The 19,247-nt window shown below is 59.9% G+C and carries 11 protein-coding genes; 6 read left to right on the forward strand and 5 right to left on the reverse strand.

Annotation, left to right across the window (positions count from 1 at the left end):
- Nucleotides 1-4 precede the first annotated feature (4 nt).
- The gene (locus AU182_RS09215; RefSeq protein ID WP_066964016.1) at nucleotides 5-964 is read right to left on the reverse strand and encodes a MoxR family ATPase; all 960 of its coding nucleotides are present in this window, start codon (nucleotides 962-964) and stop codon (nucleotides 5-7) included.
- Nucleotides 965-1,235: 271 nt separating this feature from the next.
- Between AU182_RS09215 and AU182_RS09220 the strand changes: the two genes are divergently transcribed.
- Both AU182_RS09220 and AU182_RS09225 read left to right on the forward strand, forming a co-directional pair.
- A complete protein-coding gene (locus tag AU182_RS09220; protein WP_066964018.1) occupies nucleotides 1,236-6,122 on the forward strand; it encodes an NAD-glutamate dehydrogenase in 4,887 nt (1,628 codons plus the stop codon).
- A gap of 200 nt (nucleotides 6,123-6,322) precedes the next feature.
- A complete protein-coding gene (locus tag AU182_RS09225) occupies nucleotides 6,323-7,363 on the forward strand; it encodes a quinone-dependent dihydroorotate dehydrogenase (RefSeq protein WP_066964021.1) in 1,041 nt (346 codons plus the stop codon).
- A 150-nt stretch (nucleotides 7,364-7,513) separates the two neighbouring features.
- Here AU182_RS09225 and rmf read toward each other — a convergent pair whose 3' ends face one another.
- Entirely contained in the window at nucleotides 7,514-7,717 is a 204-nt protein-coding gene (gene rmf / locus AU182_RS16265) for a ribosome modulation factor (RefSeq protein ID WP_082859333.1), read from the reverse strand.
- Between the two features lie 405 nt (nucleotides 7,718-8,122).
- Between rmf and rlmKL the strand changes: the two genes are divergently transcribed.
- Complete coding sequence (rlmKL, locus tag AU182_RS09230; protein WP_066964024.1) at nucleotides 8,123-10,309, forward strand: bifunctional 23S rRNA (guanine(2069)-N(7))-methyltransferase RlmK/23S rRNA (guanine(2445)-N(2))-methyltransferase RlmL; 2,187 nt, start codon at nucleotides 8,123-8,125, stop codon at nucleotides 10,307-10,309.
- On the opposite strand, the gene AU182_RS09235 is transcribed toward rlmKL, so the two are convergent.
- Together AU182_RS09235 and AU182_RS09240 are read right to left on the reverse strand one after the other, a co-directional pair.
- Nucleotides 10,296-12,689 carry a bifunctional serine/threonine-protein kinase/formylglycine-generating enzyme family protein gene (locus AU182_RS09235; RefSeq protein WP_066964027.1) on the reverse strand — a complete coding sequence of 798 codons (2,394 nt, stop codon included), beginning with the start codon at nucleotides 12,687-12,689 and terminating at the stop codon, nucleotides 10,296-10,298. The two genes, rlmKL and AU182_RS09235, sit on opposite strands and share 14 nt — an antisense overlap.
- A gap of 16 nt (nucleotides 12,690-12,705) precedes the next feature.
- Nucleotides 12,706-13,659, reverse strand: coding sequence for a PP2C family serine/threonine-protein phosphatase (locus tag AU182_RS09240; protein ID WP_066964030.1), 954 nt, complete (start codon nucleotides 13,657-13,659; stop codon nucleotides 12,706-12,708).
- 239 nt (nucleotides 13,660-13,898) lie between these two features.
- Between AU182_RS09240 and AU182_RS09245 the strand changes: the two genes are divergently transcribed.
- Nucleotides 13,899-14,771 (forward strand): FHA domain-containing protein, encoded by an 873-nt coding sequence (locus AU182_RS09245; RefSeq protein WP_066964033.1) that lies wholly within the window; start codon nucleotides 13,899-13,901, stop codon nucleotides 14,769-14,771.
- Between the two features lie 33 nt (nucleotides 14,772-14,804).
- Nucleotides 14,805-15,059 (forward strand): glutaredoxin family protein, encoded by a 255-nt coding sequence (locus tag AU182_RS09250; RefSeq protein WP_066964036.1) that lies wholly within the window; start codon nucleotides 14,805-14,807, stop codon nucleotides 15,057-15,059.
- Nucleotides 15,060-15,113: 54 nt separating this feature from the next.
- On the opposite strand, the gene AU182_RS09255 is transcribed toward AU182_RS09250, so the two are convergent.
- Nucleotides 15,114-17,177 carry a transglycosylase SLT domain-containing protein gene (locus AU182_RS09255; RefSeq protein ID WP_066964039.1) on the reverse strand — a complete coding sequence of 688 codons (2,064 nt, stop codon included), beginning with the start codon at nucleotides 17,175-17,177 and terminating at the stop codon, nucleotides 15,114-15,116.
- Between the two features lie 137 nt (nucleotides 17,178-17,314).
- Between AU182_RS09255 and AU182_RS09260 the strand changes: the two genes are divergently transcribed.
- The gene (locus AU182_RS09260) at nucleotides 17,315-19,207 is read left to right on the forward strand and encodes an ATP-binding cassette domain-containing protein (RefSeq protein ID WP_066964042.1); all 1,893 of its coding nucleotides are present in this window, start codon (nucleotides 17,315-17,317) and stop codon (nucleotides 19,205-19,207) included.
- Nucleotides 19,208-19,247 lie beyond the last annotated feature (40 nt).

The following is a 19,247-nucleotide window of genomic DNA, read 5'->3' on the forward strand; positions in this document are numbered from 1 at the left end:
GGGCCTAAATGGCCGGAACCTGCTGCAGCAGGCGGTGGATCACCTGGTCGGCACTGGCACCGGCCGCTTCCGCCTCAAAACTCAGCAGCAGGCGGTGGCGCAGCACGTCTGGGGCGATTGCCATCACATCGTCCGGGGTAACGTAGTCGCGCCCGGCAAGCCACGCGTAGGCGCGTGCGCAGCGGTCCAGGGCAATGGTGGCCCGGGGGCTGGCACCGAAGTCGAGCCAGGAGGCCAGCTCGTCGTCGTAGCGCTGGGGCTCGCGGGTGGCAATCACCAGTTGCACGATATAGGTTTCCACCGCTTCCACCATGGTCAGGTCGAGAATTTCCTGGCGCGCGGCGAAGATGGTTTCCTGGCTGATGACCGTTTGCGGGCGGCCCTCGCCGTGGCTTGCCTCGGCACGCGCCAGTTTCAGGATTTTTGTTTCCGCCTCGGCATCCGGGTAGCTGAGGTTTACCTGCATCAGGAAGCGGTCCAGCTGGGCTTCGGGCAGCGGGTAGGTGCCTTCCTGTTCGATCGGGTTCTGCGTGGCCATCACCAGGAACAGGTCGGGCAGGGAGTAGGTATTTCGCCCGACACTGATCTGGCGTTCCGCCATCGCTTCCAGCAGCGCAGACTGTACCTTGGCGGGCGCGCGGTTGATTTCATCCGCAAGGATCAGGTTATGAAATACTGGCCCGGGCTGGAACTGGAATTCGCCGGTTTCCGGCCGGTAGATATCCGTGCCGGTGATGTCCGAGGGCAACAGGTCCGGAGTGAACTGCACCCGGTGGAAGTCGCCCTCGATGGCATCGGCCAGGGTTTTGATGGCTTTGGTCTTGGCAAGGCCCGGTGCGCCCTCCACGAGAAGGTGTCCATCGGCGAGGAGTCCTATGAGAATTCGATTGACCAGAACCTCCTGGCCAATAATCTGCTGCTCCAGCCAATCACCCAGAATTTTTATCTGCTGGCGTGTGTCCATATCGTCACTTCTTTTGCCAATTTCCTGTTTCAATACGCTGCCCGGGGCGGGTGGCTATCTATCATCTTTATATATAGCTACTTGTCCGGTTTTCGCGGGTTGGTTGATTTTAGCGGCGATGTGCCGATAGGCAACCGCCAGCCCTAGCCCGGGCACCCAAAAGGCGGCAGAGTAGACAATTATTCTGACGTTTTGTTCTACCTTGATTCAGCAAATGTAGCATTCTTGCGTGCGATGGCGGTCGTGCGTTGATGGGAGGAAGCACGTGAATATGGCGACGGTCATTACCGACAGCCGGGAAGGGCTGCTGGCACAGGTCAGCGGGCTTATCGAAAAGAAGCTGGGCGACAAGGCGGGCCCGGTGGCGGCTTTTGCTGCCCAGTTCCTGAATCAGTACCCGCTGGAAGATCTGGCGGGGCGGCGCCTGGCGGATGTGTACGGGTGCATTTACACCAGCTGGGACTTTATCCAGCAGCGCGCCCAGGGCGCCCCCAAGATCCGGGTGTTTAACCCGCGCCTGGAAGAGCACGGCTGGGAGTGCTCCCATACCGTGGTGTGTGTATTGCAGCGGGACATGCCGTTTCTGGTGGACTCCGTGCGCATGGAGATCAACCGGCACAACACGGTCATTCACTCCATCAAGAGCACCGTGATGCAACTGCAGCGGGGGGACGATGGACGGCTGCAGCGGCTGCTCGCCCCGGCCGCTCAGGATGAGGACCGCCGTCAGGACGATCCAGCGGTCAGCGCCGAGGCGTTGATCTATGTGGAAATCAATCTCGATACGTCCGCTTCCCACGCCTCAGAGCTGGCACGCGACCTCAAGGATACCCTGGGTGATGTGGCCCTGGCGGTGGACGATTACGTGCCCATGCTGGACACCTGCGCGGCCATGGAAGACCAGCTGCATGCGGTGTTGGCGGATAACGACGCCAATCTGGAAGAGGCCAGCGCGTTTCTGCAGTGGATGCGCGACGGCAACTTCACCTTCCTCGGCTATCGCGAGTACGAGTTCACCCAGCAGGGCGACAAAAAAGTGCTTTGCGAGGTCGAAGGCCGCCGTCTGGGGATTTTCAAAAACCTCCAGCAGCCTGCGGAACCGACGCCCGAATATGCCTTCAATGAGGGCAAGCAGCGATTTTATCAGGGCCCCAATTTTCTGACGTTCGCCAAGTCCTCGGTCAAATCCCGGGTACACCGCGCTGCCTATTCGGACTACGTCAGCATCAAGCGTTACGATGCCGCCGGTGAGGTGATTGGTGAATCCGCCTTTATGGGACTGTATACCTCGCCGGTATACACCGAGAGCCCGTCAAAAATACCCATTATCCGCCGCAAGCTGGCGTCGGTCATCGAACAGAGTGGACTTGCGCCGAACAGCCACGACGGCAAGGCGCTGAAGCGTATCCTCGACACCTTCCCTCGCGACGAGCTGTTCCAGAGCAGCACCTCCGAGTTATTCGAGACAACCCTCGGCGTGCTGGCCATGAACGAGCGCGCGCGGCTGCGCCTGTTTATGCGCAAGGACCCGTTCGGCAAGTTTGTCAGTGCCCTGGTGTATGTGCCGCGGGACCAGTTCAACAGTGAGCTCCGCGAGCGGATCAGTGATCGTATCGCGCGCACTATTAACGCGTTGGACTACGACTTTACCACCTATTTTTCCGAATCGATTCTGGCCCGAGTGCACCTGGTGTTCCGTGTTGACCGCAATGTGCCGGTGGAATTTGATGTAGCGCGACTGGAGGCGCAAATCGTGGATATTACCCGCAGCTGGGAAGATGTATTTCAGAGATCCCTGATCGAGACCCACGGTGAAGAGGTGGGCAGCCGCCTGACCAGTATTTTTGGCCAGGCATTCCCGGCGGGCTACCGTGAGGACTTTGAGCCGCGCATCGCCGTACAGGATGTGAGCTCTATTCAGGAATTGAATGAAAGCAACCGGGTGGCCATGAGCTTTTACCAGCCGGTGGGTGCCGAGCCGGGGAGTTTGCGCTTCAAGGTGTTCAATGTGGGCGGTGGGCTGACCCTTTCCGATGTGATTCCGGTACTGGAGAACCTCGGGTTGCGCGTCATGGGGGAATTCCCCTATACCATCCGCCCGAAGGGACAGCAGGATGTGTGGATGCATGAGTTCCGCCTGGAGTTCGGCTTGCCCACGCGCATTGATGCGCAGGCCTCTCGCTCTCTGTTCCAGGACGCCTTTGCCGCGATCTGGGATGGCGTGGCGGAAAGCGATTCGTTCAACCGCCTGGTGCTCGCGGCGCGGCTCAACTGGCGCGAAGTCACCATGCTGCGCGCTTATGCCCGCTACCTGAAGCAGACCAAATTCAGTGCCAGCCAGTCCTACATTGCGGCGACCCTGGCCAATCACGTGGAGATTACCCGCAACCTGGTGGCCTTGTTCCGGGCCATGTTCGACCCGCGCATCAATTCGGCGGACCGCCAGGACCAGTCGCGGGTAGAGCGCCTGATCAGCAAGATTCACGATGGCCTCGACGCCGTGGATAACCTGAACGAAGACCAGGTCATTCGTCGCTATCTCGACCTGATCCGCGGCACCCTGCGCACCAACTTCTTCCAGCTGGACGAGCAGGATCAACCCAAAGATTACATTTCCATCAAGTTCAGCCCGCGGGATATTCCGAATATCCCCGAACCGCGCCCGGAATTCGAGATTTTTGTGTATTCGCCCCAGGTGGAAGGGGTACACCTGCGCGGTGGCAAGGTGGCCCGGGGTGGCCTGCGCTGGTCCGATCGCCTGGAGGATTTCCGCACCGAAGTACTGGGCCTGGTAAAAGCCCAGAACGTAAAGAATGCGGTGATCGTTCCCAGTGGCGCCAAGGGTGGTTTTGTGGTGCGCAAGCCGCCAGTCGACAACAGCCGCGAAGCATTCATCGAATCCGGTATCAGCTGCTACAAAACGTTTATCCGCGGGTTGCTGGACATTACCGATAACCTGAAAGACGGCGAGGTAATACCGCCGGAGCGCGTGATCCGTCGCGATGCCGATGACCCCTATCTCGTGGTGGCCGCCGACAAGGGCACCGCGACCTTCTCCGATATCGCCAACGGCATCGCGGCCGATTACGACTTCTGGCTGGGCGATGCCTTTGCCTCCGGCGGCAGCAATGGTTATGACCACAAGAAAATGGGCATTACCGCGCGCGGCGCCTGGGTGTCCGTGCAGCGCCACTTCCGCGAGATGGGCATCAATGTCCAGGCGGAAAATTTCTCGGTCATCGGTATCGGGGATATGGGCGGCGATGTGTTCGGTAACGGCATGCTGCTGTCGGAACACATTTGCCTGAAGGGTGCGTTTAACCACCTGCACATTTTCGTCGACCCGAATCCGGATGCGTCCTCGAGCTATATTGAGCGCAAGCGCCTGTTCGAGCTGCCGCGCTCCAGCTGGACAGACTACAACCTGAGCCTGATCTCCAAGGGCGGCGGCATCTTCGAGCGTCGCGCCAAGTCGGTCAAAATCACCCCGGAGATGAAGCAGGCCTTCGACATTGCCGAAGACCAGCTCACGCCAAACGAGCTGATCAGTGCGATGCTCAAGGCACCGGTGGACCTGATCTGGAATGGGGGTATCGGCACCTATGTAAAAGGCACTGGGGAAAGCCATGCCCAGGTGGGCGACAAGTCCAACGATAACCTGCGGGTCAATGGTGACCAGCTGCGTTGTAAAGTCTTTGGCGAGGGCGGCAACCTGGGTATGACCCAGCGCGGGCGCATCGAGTTCTCCCTGAACGGTGGCCTGTGTAATACCGACTTCATCGACAATGCCGGCGGCGTGGACTGCTCCGACCATGAGGTAAACATCAAGATTCTGCTGGACAAGGTCGTGGCCAATGGCGACATGACCGAGAAACAGCGCAATCAGATGCTGGAGGAGATGACCGAGTCGGTGGCGGAGCTGGTACTGGACAACAACTACAACCAGACCCGTGCACTGAGTGTGGCTTCCTACCAGGTCAGCGACCGGTTTGATGAGTACCGCCGTATTATCAATGCCCTGGAATCAGAAGGGCGTCTGCGCCGCGCACTGGAGTTTATTCCGGATAACGAAACCCTGAATGAGCGCCAGAATAAAAAACATTATCTGACGCGGCCCGAGCTTTCCGTCCTCATTTCTTATGTGAAAGTGAAGCTGAAGGAAGAGCTGCTGCACGCAAACATCATCGACAACGAGGATGTGCAGACTGCGGTGGAGTCTGCATTCCCGCCCGCACTGGTGGCCCGTTACAAGGCGCTGGTGTACGACCATCAGCTGCGCCGTGAGATTGTTTCCACGCAGGTGGCCAATGAGATGGTCAACAGCATGGGCATCACCTTCTATCACCGTATCAGTGGTGCCACCGGTGCGGATATCGACACCATAGCGGCTGCGTATATCAGTGCGCGGGATGTGTATCTGATGCGTGAGTTCCAGGAAAGCGTGGCGGCGCTGGATTACCAGGTGCCCGCAGAGCTGCAGCTGCAGTTGATGAATTCCATGATCGGCCGCGTGCGCCGGGCAACGCGCTGGTTTATCCGCAACCGCCGCGGTGACCTCGATCCCTCTCAGGAACGTGACCTGTTCCAGGAGCCGGTACAGCGGGTCATCCGCGCGCTGCCCGAAGTCCTGAGTGGCGAGCCGCTTCGCGAGTGGCAGTCGCGGCAGGAGTCGCTGTTGGCGGCGAACGTACCGGAACCCCTAGCACTGCTGGCGGCATCGCCGACGTATCTGTTTTCGGCGCTGGGGATTTCCGATTCGGCGCGCGTCAGCGATCGGCCGGTGGAAGAGGTGGCCAAGGTCTACTTCGCACTGGCCGACAAGCTCGGCCTGTACTGGTTTGGCAACCAGATCATTGCGCTGCCGTCGGAGACCTTCTGGCAGTCCCAGGCCCGGGAGACCAGCATGGACGACCTGGATAGCCAATTGGCTCGACTGGCGATTCATATCCTGCGTCTTGCGGGCGACGACGGTCTGGACATTGAAACCGCGGTGGAGCGTTGGGTCGCGTTGATGGCGCAGCCGATTCAGCGTTGGAAGAACCTGATCAAGGAATTGAAGTCGGCACCACAGGGCGACTTCGCCATGTTTACGGTGGCGCTGCGCGAGCTGATGTATCTCGCCAACGCCACCGCCGACTATGAGACCCTTGGCGGTTAACCTGGCGCGCAACGGGCGCAGGAAATCCGTACAGAAATCCGTACAGAAATCCGTACAATAGGCGCGCCCGCTCCGCAGGCCCGACATCTGGGCTGCGTCGAGCGGTGCGCAGCCCGGAATAGCCCAGTAGAGTCAGTCCAAGTACAGCAAACCCGGGGGTGTGCTGACGCCCCCCTCGGGAATGAATCAAAAGGAAGCCCATGTATCAACATTTGCGCAAAGCCCTGTTTGCGCTCGACCCGGAGCGGTCTCACCACCTTTCCATGGACGCCATCGGCGCAGCCGAGCGCCTTGGGCTCATGTCTCTGTTTGCGAGCGAGATCCCGGATGATCCCGTGGAGCTGATGGGACTGACCCTGCCAAACCCGGTTGGCCTTGCCGCCGGTCTGGACAAGAATGCGCAGGCCTTTAATGGCCTCGGTGCCCTGGGCTTCGGGTTTGTGGAAGTGGGCACGGTCACACCGCGTCCGCAGCCGGGCAATCCGCACCCGCGCGTGTTCCGGCTGCCGGACGCTGAGGCGATCATCAACCGCATGGGCTTCAACAACGAAGGGGTGGATTACCTGCTGGAGCGGGTGAAGCGCCGCCGTTATTCCGGTGTGCTGGGTATTAACGTTGGCAAGAACTTCGACACCCCGGTGGAGAAGGCCGCGGACGATTATTGCCTGTGCATGGAGAAGGTCTATGCGCACGCCGATTACATCACCGCCAATGTTTCCTCGCCCAATACCAAGGGGCTGCGTGATCTGCAGTTCGGTGACAGCCTGAGCCAGCTGCTTGAGGCATTGAAGCAAAAGCAGGGCGCGCTCGCCGCAGAGCACGATCGCTATGTGCCACTGGCGGTGAAAATTGCACCGGATATGGATGATGATGCCATCACCCATGTGGCGAAAACGTTGCGGGACCACGGCATCGACGGAGTGATTGCCACCAATACCACCATCGACAAGTCCTCGGTCGCGCACCTGGCCCATGGCAGCGAGGAAGGCGGGCTGAGTGGACGGCCGCTGACCGAGCGCTCCACCGAAGTGATTCGCAAATTGTCGGAAGCGCTGAAGGGTGAGATCCCGATCATCGGCGTGGGCGGGATTTTTGATGGAGAATCCGCAGCCGACAAGATCCGGGCGGGTGCTACCGCGGTACAGATCTACTCCGGCTTTATTTATCGCGGGCCGGAAGTGATTCGCGAGGCCGCGGCGGCCATTGCCGAACTGCACAAAGGGCGGGTGGTAAGCAAGTAGCGCTGCTGCGCCCTCTGTTGACGTCGCATGGCAAGTTGAAGTCGAGCAAAAATCCCGGGACATGTCCCGGGATTTTTTTAACGGCTGCTGTAGGCCGTGTGAACCTGAATATAGGTTGATGCGTTATGGCTGGAGTTTTGTCCCTTGGCGTTACATGTTGGCCATGCGCTGCGCAACGGCCGCGCGACCGAAGCCGCTCCAGTAATCCTGTCGCCCCTGGCGCCAGCCGTTGACCCACTCCTGATGGAGTGATCGAGTTTCATGAGGACAGCTGTCGTGGTTTCTGCCTTCCATAGCAGCAACGTAACCTTTGTGGAAAGCTCTATCGTTCGGATTACGTTTTTGGCGTTTCATAGATAGGATACCTCGAACATCTTGACGAACTTGTTATGAACCCATGTTCACGAATGCTGCTGAACAGGAGTAACAATTTTCCCCCTGCGCACAATCCAGCTTATTGTGGGAATGGCCCGACAGGAAGACCTTGAGTAAACCAGATTGCAGCGGGCACCGGAATGAACCAATTCATCTGAAAAATGGCTCGTTTAGGAACAATCCGTATAGCGGCGTGCGTTATGTGGCTCATGCTGCTCATGGGAGCAATGTGAGCAATGCCAGCAATGTGGCTAGCGTTGTGTGGCCTGGATTTGCGGAATGCCGCGTGTCTTTCCGGTATCCTTGCGCACCCATGTCATCGGCAGTCCAGACCGCCCAACCTGACCGCGCCAAAATCGCCAACTATTCACAGAGACTAATCTTTTGACTGTCCAGTATTCCTTTACCGCCACCTGCCCCAAGGGGCTGGAAAACGTACTTGCCGAAGAGCTCCGCGCACTTGGGGCTGCCGTCGAGCGCGAGCAGCCGGCCGCCGTCCGTTTTCACGCTGACCTGAGCATGGCCTACCGGGTGTGCCTGTGGAGTCGCATGGCAAACCGTGTACTGCTCAACCTGGGGCAGTCAAAGGTGGAGGATGCCGAGGCGCTTTACAGCGCGGTTGTCGATATTCCTTGGGAGGAACATATCAGCCCCACCGGGATTCTGTGGGTGCAGTTCTCCGGTACCAACCGAGAGATTCGCAATAGCCAGTTTGGCGCGCAGAAGGCCAAGGACGCCATCGTCGACCGCCTGCGCAAGACGACCGGTGCCCGTCCGGATGTAGACAAAAGAGATCCGGACCTGTCCGTCATGCTGCGCCTGCATCGTGATGTTCTGGAAATCGCCATTGACCTGTGTGGCGACAGCCTGCACCGCCGCGGCTACCGCACGCACATCGGAGCCGCGCCGCTCAAGGAAAACCTCGCCGCGGCGTTGCTGGTGCGCGCAGGCTGGCCGGCCATAGCCGAAGAGGGCGGGGCACTCCTCGACCCGATGTGTGGCTCCGGAACCTTTCTTGTGGAAGGGGCGCTCATGGCGGCGGACATCGCGCCGGGGCTGATGCGGGACAGCTTTGGGTTTGAGCGCTGGCTCAACCACCAGAATGACCTGTGGCTGCCGCTGCGCGAAGAGGCGCTCGAGCGCCGGTCAGCGGGCCTGCAGAAACCCCTGCCGGAGATTCGTGGCTACGATGCCGATGCGAAAGTCCTGTTTGCGGCGGAATCGAACATTGCACGCGCAGGGCTGGACAAGCACGTGCGCGTGAGTTGCCGTCCGGTGGCCGCGTTCAAGGTACCCAGTCACCGACCGGTCAAGCCAGGACTTGTGATTACCAATCCGCCTTACGGCGAGCGCCTGGGAGAACAGGAAGCGTTGCGGGAAACCTACGCCGAGCTGGGCAGTCAGTTGAAACAGGAATTCGGCGGCTGGAAAGCGGCGATATTCACCGGCAATCCGGAACTCTGCCATGCCACCGGATTGCGCTCCCACAAGCAGTACAAGCTGTTCAACGGCAGCCTCCCAAGCCAGCTTCTCTTGTTCGATATCCACCAACAGCGCGCTGACGGTGACTCTCGAGACAGCGCCAAGCCGCGTCTGTCGGACGAAGCGCAGATGGTGGCGAACCGCCTGCAAAAGAATCTGCGCACGACCGGAAAGTGGGCCAACAAAAACGGCATCGAAAACTACCGCCTGTACGATGCGGACCTGCCTGAGTTTTCAGCGGCGATTGATGTTTACCGCTCCACCGAAGGGCAAACCTACGCCCATATTCAGGAGTACCGCGCACCAGCGAGTATTCCAGAGCAGAAGGCGCGTGCGCGCCTGAGCGAACTGGTGCGCGCCACGCGCCATGTGTTGGAGTTACCTGCGCGCAATGTCTCTATCAAGGAGCGTCGCCGTCATTCGCACAAGGAAAGCGGCAGTCAGTACCAGAAGCGGGGGGAGGGCGCGCAGGCGTTTTGGGTCGACGAGTACGGCGCGCAGTTGGAAATCAATCTGTGGGATTACCTGGATACCGGGCTGTTCCTGGACCACCGGCCGGTGCGCCAATACCTGAAACAGATCGCCCGCGGCAAAAAACTGCTGAACCTTTTTTGCTACACGGCAACCGCGACGGTGCAGGCGGGCATCGGTGGTTGTGTGGAAAGCACCAGTGTCGATTTATCCAAAACCTACCAGGCCTGGGCGCAGCGCAATTTCCGGCAGAACGGTTTGGATCCTTATCGGCACCAGCTGATCGAGGCAGATTGCCTGCAGTGGCTGGAGGCGGCACAACAGAATCGCCGCGGTCACTACGATGTGATTTTTCTGGACCCGCCGACCTTTTCAAACTCTGCAAAGATGCGCGGTGTCCTGGATATCCAGCGCGACCACGCGCAGTTAATTGAGCAGTGCATGGCTTTGCTGAGCCCTGGGGGCACCTTGCTGTTTTCGAACAACCTGCGCAGCTTCAAGATGGACCGCGAGGTGCAGGAGGCGTTTTCGGTCGAAAACCTGTCCGCGAAACTGCTCGACAAGGACTTCCAGCGCAACCCCAGGATTCACAATGTTTGGGAGATCAAAGCTCCATAACCAGGCGGAAGCCCACTTCCTTCGAGGTGGCCTTTTCACTGAGGCCAGTGCGGTAATCCGAGCTGATGTTGCGTAGTGGTTCGCGCATCGAGCCACCGCGTATCACGCGCAACTTGCAGTTTTTTAGCTGCACCGGGCGTGCATCGTCGCGGTGGTTGGTGAAATCCCCGAGAAAGCAGTCCTGTACCCACTCACCCACGTTGCCAGAGGTGTCGTACAGGCCATAAGGGTTTGCCTTGTAGTTCCCCACCGGTGCGGTGGCAACGCTAAACAGTGAATTGAATTCACTGGCGCAGCCGCGGCGGCAATTGGCTTTGCCCCTGGCGCTGCCGTCCCCCCACCAGAATGGGGTTTCAGTGCCGGCGCGTGCCGCAAACTCCCACTCAGCCTCGCTCGCCAGCCGGTACTTCTGGCCCGACTCCCCACTCAGCCACTTGGCGTAGCGCTGGGCATCCTGCCAGGTCACATTGATGACCGGGCGGGTTCCTCGTCCCCAGCCTTCATCGGCCGGTAGTGCGCGGCCGGTCGCCTTGGCAAAACGGTCGTACTCGTCAAAGGTGACCTCGTGGGTACCGATGGCGTAGGGCCTGGTAATGGATATTTTGTGTGCCGGGCTGGTGAAGGGGCGACGATTGTTGCCCATGGTAAATTTACCCGGGGCTACCACCACCATGGCCGGACCCTTGCCGCCGGACTTTAACGGAGACTGGAAGCTTTTACCGGGGAAGAATCTCCGCTCCAGTTCCACCGCGAGGTTGACGTCGGCGGAGGTGATTTCTATCCAGCGACGTACGGTACTGAAACCCGCCTTGCTGACTTCAATGTCATAGCGCCCGGGTTCCAGCGCCATACCTGGCGTGTAGCGGGGGACGATATTCATCACCCGGATGCGGGCATCCTGCGGCTTTGCGGATACCTTCAGGGCATAGGTGGGCGGCACCACTTCGACGGCGACTTCCTCAGGCTCCGCGGGAGGGGGGCTCTGCAGAGAGTCATCGGTTTCGGGCGCCGCGGCAGTTTCTTCGGCGACGTTAGCCGGGGCTGCTGGGGTGGGCGCCGGGGATTCCGTGCGCAGCACGGGGCGCAGCTGGTTGCTTTGGCTTGCGGTCAGCGGGTTTACTGGGCCCGGCAGCTCCGCCGGCACCGGGTCATTGCCAATGGCGTCATCCACGTACGAGGGTGGCAGCAGCATCTGTGAGGTCAGATCGACCGCATCATTCACCAGGCCGGACTCACTCTGCCACTGGAACTTGTTGCTGAACAGGCTGAACAGAACCCACACCAGGGCAATACTTCCCAAAAGGGTCGCGGCAAACAGCCAGGAGCGTCGTTTGACCGGGGCAGCCTGCTGCATCACTTGCTGCAGGCGCATGATGGTCTGTTGCTCGGCACGCGGATTCTGCTGGTGCAGGGGCTTGTCGCGCCAGCGGGCCCAGCGCGCACTGAGGCGATCACTCAGTGTGCCGTACAGGGTCATCACCAGCGCGCGAAGCAGGCTGGACACCCGCACCGAGGTGTTGTTCATCTTGGTGGTGGAGGCGGGGGTTTTGCCGTCCAGTGCGGACAAGAGCTGGTCGATGGCGTCAACCACATCCAGCCCACGCTGGAAGCGCTGGTCCGGGTCTTTTGCCAGGAAGCGATCAATGAGCCCCTGGTACAGCGAGTGCCGGGCGGGCAGGCGCGGAATCGGGTCGGTCAGGTGCTTGATCGCAATAGCGACTGCTTCTTCCGCCTGGAAGGGCACCGCACTGGTCAGCATCTCGTAAAACACCACCCCCAGACTGTAGAGGTCGGCGCGGCCATCCACGGCGGCACCGCGGGCCTGTTCCGGGCTCATATAGTGGGGCGTGCCAACCACCATGCCGGTGTTGGTCATGCGGGTGGTGCGGGCCACGGCACGGGCCACGCCAAAGTCGGTGAGAACGGCGGAGCCATCCTCGCGGAACAGGATGTTTTCGGGTTTCAGGTCCCGGTGCACGTACCCTTTGTTACTGGCATGATCCAGCGCCATGGCAATCTGGCGTGTGATATGCAGCGCTTCGAGGGGCTCAATGGCTCCCTTGGTCAGCGCATCGGCCACAGAGCCACCTGGCAGGTAATCCATGGCGATGTAGTTGAGGCTGCGATAGCGGCCGATATCGTGAATCGCAACGATGTTGGGGTGGGAGAGCTGACCGACGATGTTCGCTTCCCGCTGGAAGCGTTCGCTGAAAATCGGGTCGGCATTCAGCACCGGGGACATGACTTTGAGTGCCACCTGCCGGCCCATGCTGCGCTGGGTTGCCAGATAGACCGTCGACATTCCGCCCTGATTGATTTTCTTCAGGATCTGATAGCCGGGAATTTCCAGCGAAGCGGTGCCGCTGCTGACAACTTCCATTCGAGCCTGTCCCTATTTATCCGTTCAGCAGCTGCCAGGCCGCGAAAACACTGAGTGAAAAAATAATCGCAATTGTAGCGACTTTCGCGAACAGTGTGCCCTTGCTGGCCAATAAATAGCGGGACCCAGTTTCCTGTGATGATGTGCGGGAGTTCAGGTTTTCAGAAGTTGGCGCGGCCTTGTCGGGCGAACTGATCACCTGCACGGTCACGTTGTCGCGCCCACCGGCGTCAAGCGCGGCGGCAATCAGTAACTCGCTGGCGCGTTGATTGTCGCCATTGCTGGCGAGTACCTGACAGATTTCTGCCTCACTGACCTCATTGCTCAGGCCATCACTGCACAGCAACAGTTTTTGCCCTTTTTCCCACGAGAAAGAGGCGCGATCGATTTCGAGCGTGGGGTTAGAGGAGCCGCCGATGCAGCGGGTGATCACGTGTCGGTTGGGGTGGTTGGCGGCTTCTTCCTGGTTGATCGCCCCGGAGTCCACCAGCATCTGCACGTACGAGTGATCGACCGTCAGTTGCTTCAGAGTTCCATTTGCATGCAAAGGGTCATTTTGCGTTGGGTTCGGCGGAGTCCAGAGGTAGGCGCGGCTGTCACCGACCCAGTAAATATGAAAGTAACCACCATCTTCCGCCACCACAACTGCGGTGGTGCCCATGGCGGTGGTGGTGTTTTCGTCACCGATCAGCAGTGCATGGGCCCTGCGCAGGGCCTGTTCGTAATGGCGATCGGTTGCGGAAGAGCGCTGGATTTCTTCGACCACGGTCTGGCTGGCGATTTCCCCGGCGTGGTGGCCGCCGAGTCCGTCTGCCACTACCCAGATGCCCTGTGCCTCATCACCCCAGTAGGCGTCTTCGTTCTGTTCTCGCCGGTACCCGGTGTGGGTGGCGCCCGCACTGCGCTTCAACGAATTGGCGGCGGACTGGCTCACACCACTGGGGCGTTCCCGTACTTTGGCTTCACTCACTGGTATGCAACTACCTGTTACCTGTCGTTATTGTCGAAAGTGCCAAACCGCGCAGATCCATGCGGATTTAAACACTTCCATACTAGAGCCTGCGGGCATTGTAAGCTGCAAACGGAATCACAGGCCAATGAAATTGGCCGTGATAAACTTCGCCGCAACATAATTGAGAAGTAGCCACTGCGAGCCGAAAGTGTGGTCAAAAATTGTACACTTTCATCCGCTGTTTAGGAAGCCGGACAATGTTGAAACTTTGCGACGTAAAAGATGCCTCCCAGAGCGTGTGGCTGGTGGCACCTAGGGTGACGATTGGCCGTGGTAATCAGTGTGACCTGACACTTGCCGATGCCTCTATTGCCAAACTGCACGCCGAAATCCTGGTGGACGGTGAGGATCTGGAGTTGCGCAATCTGGTGGCTGGCGGCCAGGTGTCGGTCAATGGCAAGGCGGTAGAGAGCAGTTGCAAGCTTCGGCGCAACGATCGTATCCAGCTGGGAGATCGCAATCTCGCTGTAATCGACCCGAAGATCACGCGCCTTAAGGCAGCCGGCGCCAGCGCCAATGTGGCCTGGGCACTGCGCGCCAATCACCCCGCGATTGCCGGGCGCGTGTTTCCGGTGCGGGAAACCAGTGTGGTGGGGCGGTCGGACGATTGTGACCTGACCTTCTCCATGTCGCACCTGTCCCGGCGCCATGCGCGCCTGGAAGTGCGCGACGGACTGCTTTTTGTGGTGGACCTCGGCTCCGCCAATGGCACCTTCCTGAACAACCAGCGCGTGACAGAATCGCGGGTGCGCCGCGGGGATGAGCTGCGCTTCGACAGCCTCAGCTTCAGCGTGGTGGGCCCGGCGGACGATATCGATAAAACCACCGTGCGCCAGGCAGTAACCCTGCCGGAGGCCGCGCGGCAAAGTGCGGCGCTGGATCAGGCCATGCAGCGGGGCCGTATTCGCGACAGCGCCAAGGCGGCGTCCTCAAAAGAGCCGGCGCCGGCGCAGGATTACGCGGGCGACTCCGCTGCGGCGGGTAGCCGGGGCTGGATGTGGGCAGGCCTGCTGGTAGCCGGGGCTGCGGTGGCTGGTTATTTTTGGGCCCAGGGTCAGGGCCTGGTTTAGCCCTGTTTCTTGTTGCCCCGCTGAGGAGCCTGTGTGTCTGATCGCACCCTTATTCTTTACACCACCCTTGGCTGCAGCCTCTGCGAAAAAGCCAAGGTGGAAATCTGGCCGCAGCTGGAGGCATTTCAGTTGCGGTTTGCGTCGGTCGACATTGCCGATGACGAGGAGCTGAGTCGCCGGTTCGGCTGGAGCATCCCCGTGGTCGGCCTCGGCGATGTTGACGATGTGCTGTGCTGGCCATTCAACTCCCATGAGCTGGAAGGATGGCTCCGCGCACGCCTTGATTAAGCGCTCGGTTTCACGACACTAGGCGCGTGAGCGCCATCCCGCCCCATCTTCCGGTTACAGTTTTGCTTCCGCTTCGTTCTTTCTGAGCAGTGGCGCCTTGTCGCCACTGCGGTACGCGTAGATCACCGAATACGACAACACGTTCTGCACATACTTGCGGGTTTCGCTGTATGGAATGGTTTCGATCCACACGTCGAACGGGAGCTTTTTGTCGGTATCCCTCAGCCAGCGGGACACGCGCGTGGGGCCAGCGTTATAGGCCGCCGCCGCCAGGAAGCGATTGTTATCGAAACGCTTCAGTAGTGAATTCAGGTAGAATGCGCCCAGGCTGATGTTGGTGTTCGGGTTCAGTAGGTCCCAACTGCGGCGGTAGGGCACGCCCGCTTTGCGCGCCGTGGCTCGCGCGGTGGACGGTAGCAGCTGCATCAGGCCCATGGCGCCGGCGTGGGATTTGGCATCGTGGCTGAAATGGCTCTCTTGCCGCGCCACCGCCAGTACCAGATACGAATCCAGTGCTGTTTTCTTGCCCATGCGTCCGGCCACGTCACTGACAATGTCGCCAAAGGCCAGTGGAAAGCGGAGCTCCAGGTCATCGAGATAATCCGCGGCCAGGATCGACTGGATGGACTTGTGATACCAGCCCCAGGTGCTGGCGACTTTGCCGGCGCTCATCAATTCTTCGGTGGTCATGTCCTGGGTGGCGTAGTCCCACTCCCGGCGGGCGTGATAGAACTCCCCGATAGCCTGTAATTCTTCCGCCCGCTGCATGCCCGGCAGTGCCGCGACCTTTTCCACCAGTTCGGGTGTGATCGGGGCAGGGCGGTCCACAAAGCTGTAGTCCTTGCCCAGCGTATCCGAGGCGAGAAAGCCGTAGTAACTACGTTCTTGCGCCGCGCTCTTCAAGAGCTGGCGCGAGAGTTCCGAGCGCTGGGGGGTATTGTTGTTGCTGTCGGCCAGTTGCTCGTTGATGGCGCGGGCTTTCCAGTACAGCCAGCGGTCCCGGTTGCGATCCGGTTCCGGCAGCTGGTCGATCCAGAACTCCACCTGGGCCCAGTCCATTTCTCGCAGGGACTGGCGGATCAACCACTCGGAGGTGCGCAGGTCAAAAAAGCCCGGGCTCGATTTGATCAGTTGCTCGAGCCCTTTCTGGTCATCTTTGCGGGCGAACTGCAGCGCCACGTAGCGCAGGAAGGTGTCTCGTTCCTCGTCGCTGAACAGGTAGCTCGCCCGATAGCGCTGCCATGCTTCGCTGGCCTTGTTCGGGTCCTGAGACGCGAGGCGCCGCAGGCCGATGGTGATGATGTCGCGATACTCCGGCTCTTGCTGGATGAACCGGTCGTAATCCATTATCTGGTCCGGCTTGCGATAGACCGCGCGCATGAGGGTCGCACGCTTGGCGCGGTCGCTGTCCAGCTTGCGCGCGATAAAGTCCGCCAGGTCGAGGTTGCCCGCGCGCACCGCAAGGGTGTGGCGCTTCCAGGCGCGTTCTTGAGTGAGTCCACCATCCCGCATCCAGCGACTGAAAGCGGGGTCGCATTCTTTTGGTTGAGAGGCGCCGACCGTCCACAGTTCTTCGATAAGCGCGTAAGCCTGTTGCTTGTCACCGTGGCGGGAAAGCGCATCGGCGTAATAGCAGCGCAGCTGGGTGCGGCGGATTTTCTCCGGGTCGTAATATTTGAGATAGGCCTTGAAGCGTTCTCTGCCACCAAGCTCACGCAGTACACGCACTCGCATCCAGTCGCCGAGCGCGGTACCGTCATAGGTTTCCAGAAACTGGTCGATGTCGTCGTACGGCAGGCGCGAGAGCTTCTTGCTGATGGCCCAGTAGTCGATGTAGGGGAGCAGTGGGTAGTCTTCCAGCTCTCTCCTGAGGCGCTTGAGTCGGCGTTGGTCATTGCTCGCAATGGCCTGCCGCGCTTCCTGCAGCTTCTCGCGTTGTGCAACGGCCGCCCGCGCCGCTTTGGTGTCTTTACTCTCGGCCTTGAGTGGCAGTGCCGCCGTCGGTGTCGAGCGGCCACTTTTTGCGGCCTGCTGGGCCTCGGCCAGGCTGGTCGCTGCGAGGCCCGAGACCAGCAGTGCTGCGGAGATTAGGGCGAGTCCTGTGCTGCCAATCGACATACTTACAACCCGATTGAGAAATCGCTTATTCGAAGGGACGAGAATAAAGCGTAAAATGTCCTTTTTCACTCGAGCACCTTCAAAATTTTCACAAGGAAAGTTCAAGAGGTACTCCAAAAACATTGTAGTGCGTATTTATGTTGCTTCAGTTGGATGGCGTGTGTTTGCGCTATGGCGTTCAGGTATTGGCGGATCATGTGAATGCCAAGATCGAACGCGGGGATCGTATTTGCCTCGTTGGGCGCAATGGCGAGGGCAAGTCCAGCTTGCTGCGCTTGATTGGCGGCAAGGGGGACCCGGATGATGGCGAGATTATTCGCCAGAGTGGCATGGTGCTCGCCACACTGGAGCAGGCGTTGCCGGAAGACTGCACAGATACGGTGTATCGCTACGTAGCCGAGGGGTTGGGCGACGTTGGCGTCTGGCTGTCGGAGTACCGGGACCATCAGGATCCCGCGCTGCAGGCCAAGATCGAAAATGCGCACGGGTGGGAATTGCTGGCGAACATCGACAGCGTGCTGGATCGTCTGGATCTGGATGAGAGCGCCAGGGTGAACGACCTGTCTGGCGGCTGGCAACGGCGGGCGGCGCTGGCGCGGGCACTGGTGACCGAGCCGGATCTGTTGATTCTCGATGAGCCTACCAACCACCTGGATATTGCCGCAGTGGAGTGGCTGGAAGACTTCCTCGCCAGCTATCGCGGCGCGCTGCTGTTCGTGAGCCATGACCGGGCCCTGGCGCAGCGTCTTGCCACGTCGGTGTGGGATCTTGATCGGGGCACGCTGCGGGTATTCAACTGCCCGTTCAACCGTTATCAGCAGGAAAAAGAAAAGCTGCTGGAGGAAGAGGCGCGCAATGACGCGCTGTTCGACAAGAAACTCGCACAGGAAGAAACCTGGATCCGCCAGGGGATCAAGGCCCGCCGCACCCGCAATGAAGGCCGTGTGCGGGCACTGCAGTCCCTGCGCAAAGAGCGCATGGCCCGGCGTGAACGCCAGGGTGTGGCCAAGATGGCGCTGGATGCCGGCGAACGCTCCGGTAAGCTGGTCGCCGAGCTCAAGGGCGTCACCTTTGGCTTTGACGGGGATGCGACGCCATTGATTCGCGACCTGGATTTCACCCTGATGCGCGGCGACAAGGTCGGGCTTATCGGCCCCAACGGTGCCGGCAAGAGTACCCTGATCCGTTTGCTGCTGGGCGACCTTCAGCCGCAAAGCGGAACGGTTCGCCTGGGCACCAAGCAGCAGGTGGCCTATTTTGATCAACGTCGCGACACCCTGAACCCCGATCAGACCGTGGTCGACAACATTGCCGAGGGCCGGGAGAACATCGAAGTGGGGGGCAGCACGCGCCACGTGATGTCGTACCTCAGCGATTTTCTGTTCACTGGTCTCAAGGCGCGCACCAAGGTGAGTGCGTTGAGCGGGGGAGAGCGCAATCGCGCGCTACTGGCAAAGCTTTTCAGCCAGCCCGCCAATATCCTGGTGCTCGATGAACCGACCAACGACCTCGACGTGGAAACCCTGGAATTGCTGGAGCAATTGCTGATGGATTTCTCCGGCACCGTGCTGCTGGTGAGCCACGACCGGGCCTTTCTGGATAATGTGGTGGAAAGTTGCCTGGCATTCGAGGGCGATGGCATCGTGCGCGAGTATGTGGGCGGCTATCACGATTTTGTGCGCCAGGGGGGGCGCTTCATCAGTGCTGAAGACCAGCTGAAATCGCGCAAGGCCGCGGAGGCCAAGGCAGCCGGCCCGGCCGACAGTCCGCCCGCGGTTTCACCTGAGGCAACGCCCAAGGCGCAAAAAGCCAAAAAGCTCAGTTATAAATTGCAGCGCGAGCTGGACGCGCTGCCCGCAAAAATTGAAACCCTGGAAAATGAAATAGCGGCAATGGAAAAAGAGGTTGCGGCGCCGGATTTTTATCAGCAGGACAGCGAGAAGGTGCAGGCCCGCTTGCAAGTACTGACCGATTTGCAGCAGGCGCTTGATGACGCGTTTGAGCGCTGGGCAGAGCTGGACAGCCTGTAAGCCATCAGGGGTGACCTGTGCACAGGTGGGGGCATGCACA

Origin of the sequence: Microbulbifer sp. Q7 (assembly GCF_001639145.1) — a bacterium.
Taxonomy (GTDB): domain Bacteria; phylum Pseudomonadota; class Gammaproteobacteria; order Pseudomonadales; family Cellvibrionaceae; genus Microbulbifer.

Bases quoted from the DNA above. Each gene is read 5' to 3' on its own strand.
- AU182_RS09220 (WP_066964018.1), top strand. From the start codon at position 1,236: ATGGCGACGGTCATTACCGACAGCCGGGAAGGGCTGCTGGCACAGGTC.
- AU182_RS09235 (WP_066964027.1), bottom strand. From the start codon at position 12,689: ATGGAAGTTGTCAGCAGCGGCACCGCTTCGCTGGAAATTCCCGGCTAT.
- AU182_RS09245 (WP_066964033.1), top strand. From the start codon at position 13,899: ATGTTGAAACTTTGCGACGTAAAAGATGCCTCCCAGAGCGTGTGGCTG.
- AU182_RS09260 (WP_066964042.1), top strand. From the start codon at position 17,315: ATGTTGCTTCAGTTGGATGGCGTGTGTTTGCGCTATGGCGTTCAGGTA.
- AU182_RS09225 (WP_066964021.1), top strand. From the start codon at position 6,323: ATGTATCAACATTTGCGCAAAGCCCTGTTTGCGCTCGACCCGGAGCGG.
- rmf (WP_082859333.1), bottom strand. From the start codon at position 7,717: ATGAAACGCCAAAAACGTAATCCGAACGATAGAGCTTTCCACAAAGGT.
- AU182_RS09255 (WP_066964039.1), bottom strand. From the start codon at position 17,177: ATGTCGATTGGCAGCACAGGACTCGCCCTAATCTCCGCAGCACTGCTG.
- AU182_RS09215 (WP_066964016.1), bottom strand. From the start codon at position 964: ATGGACACACGCCAGCAGATAAAAATTCTGGGTGATTGGCTGGAGCAG.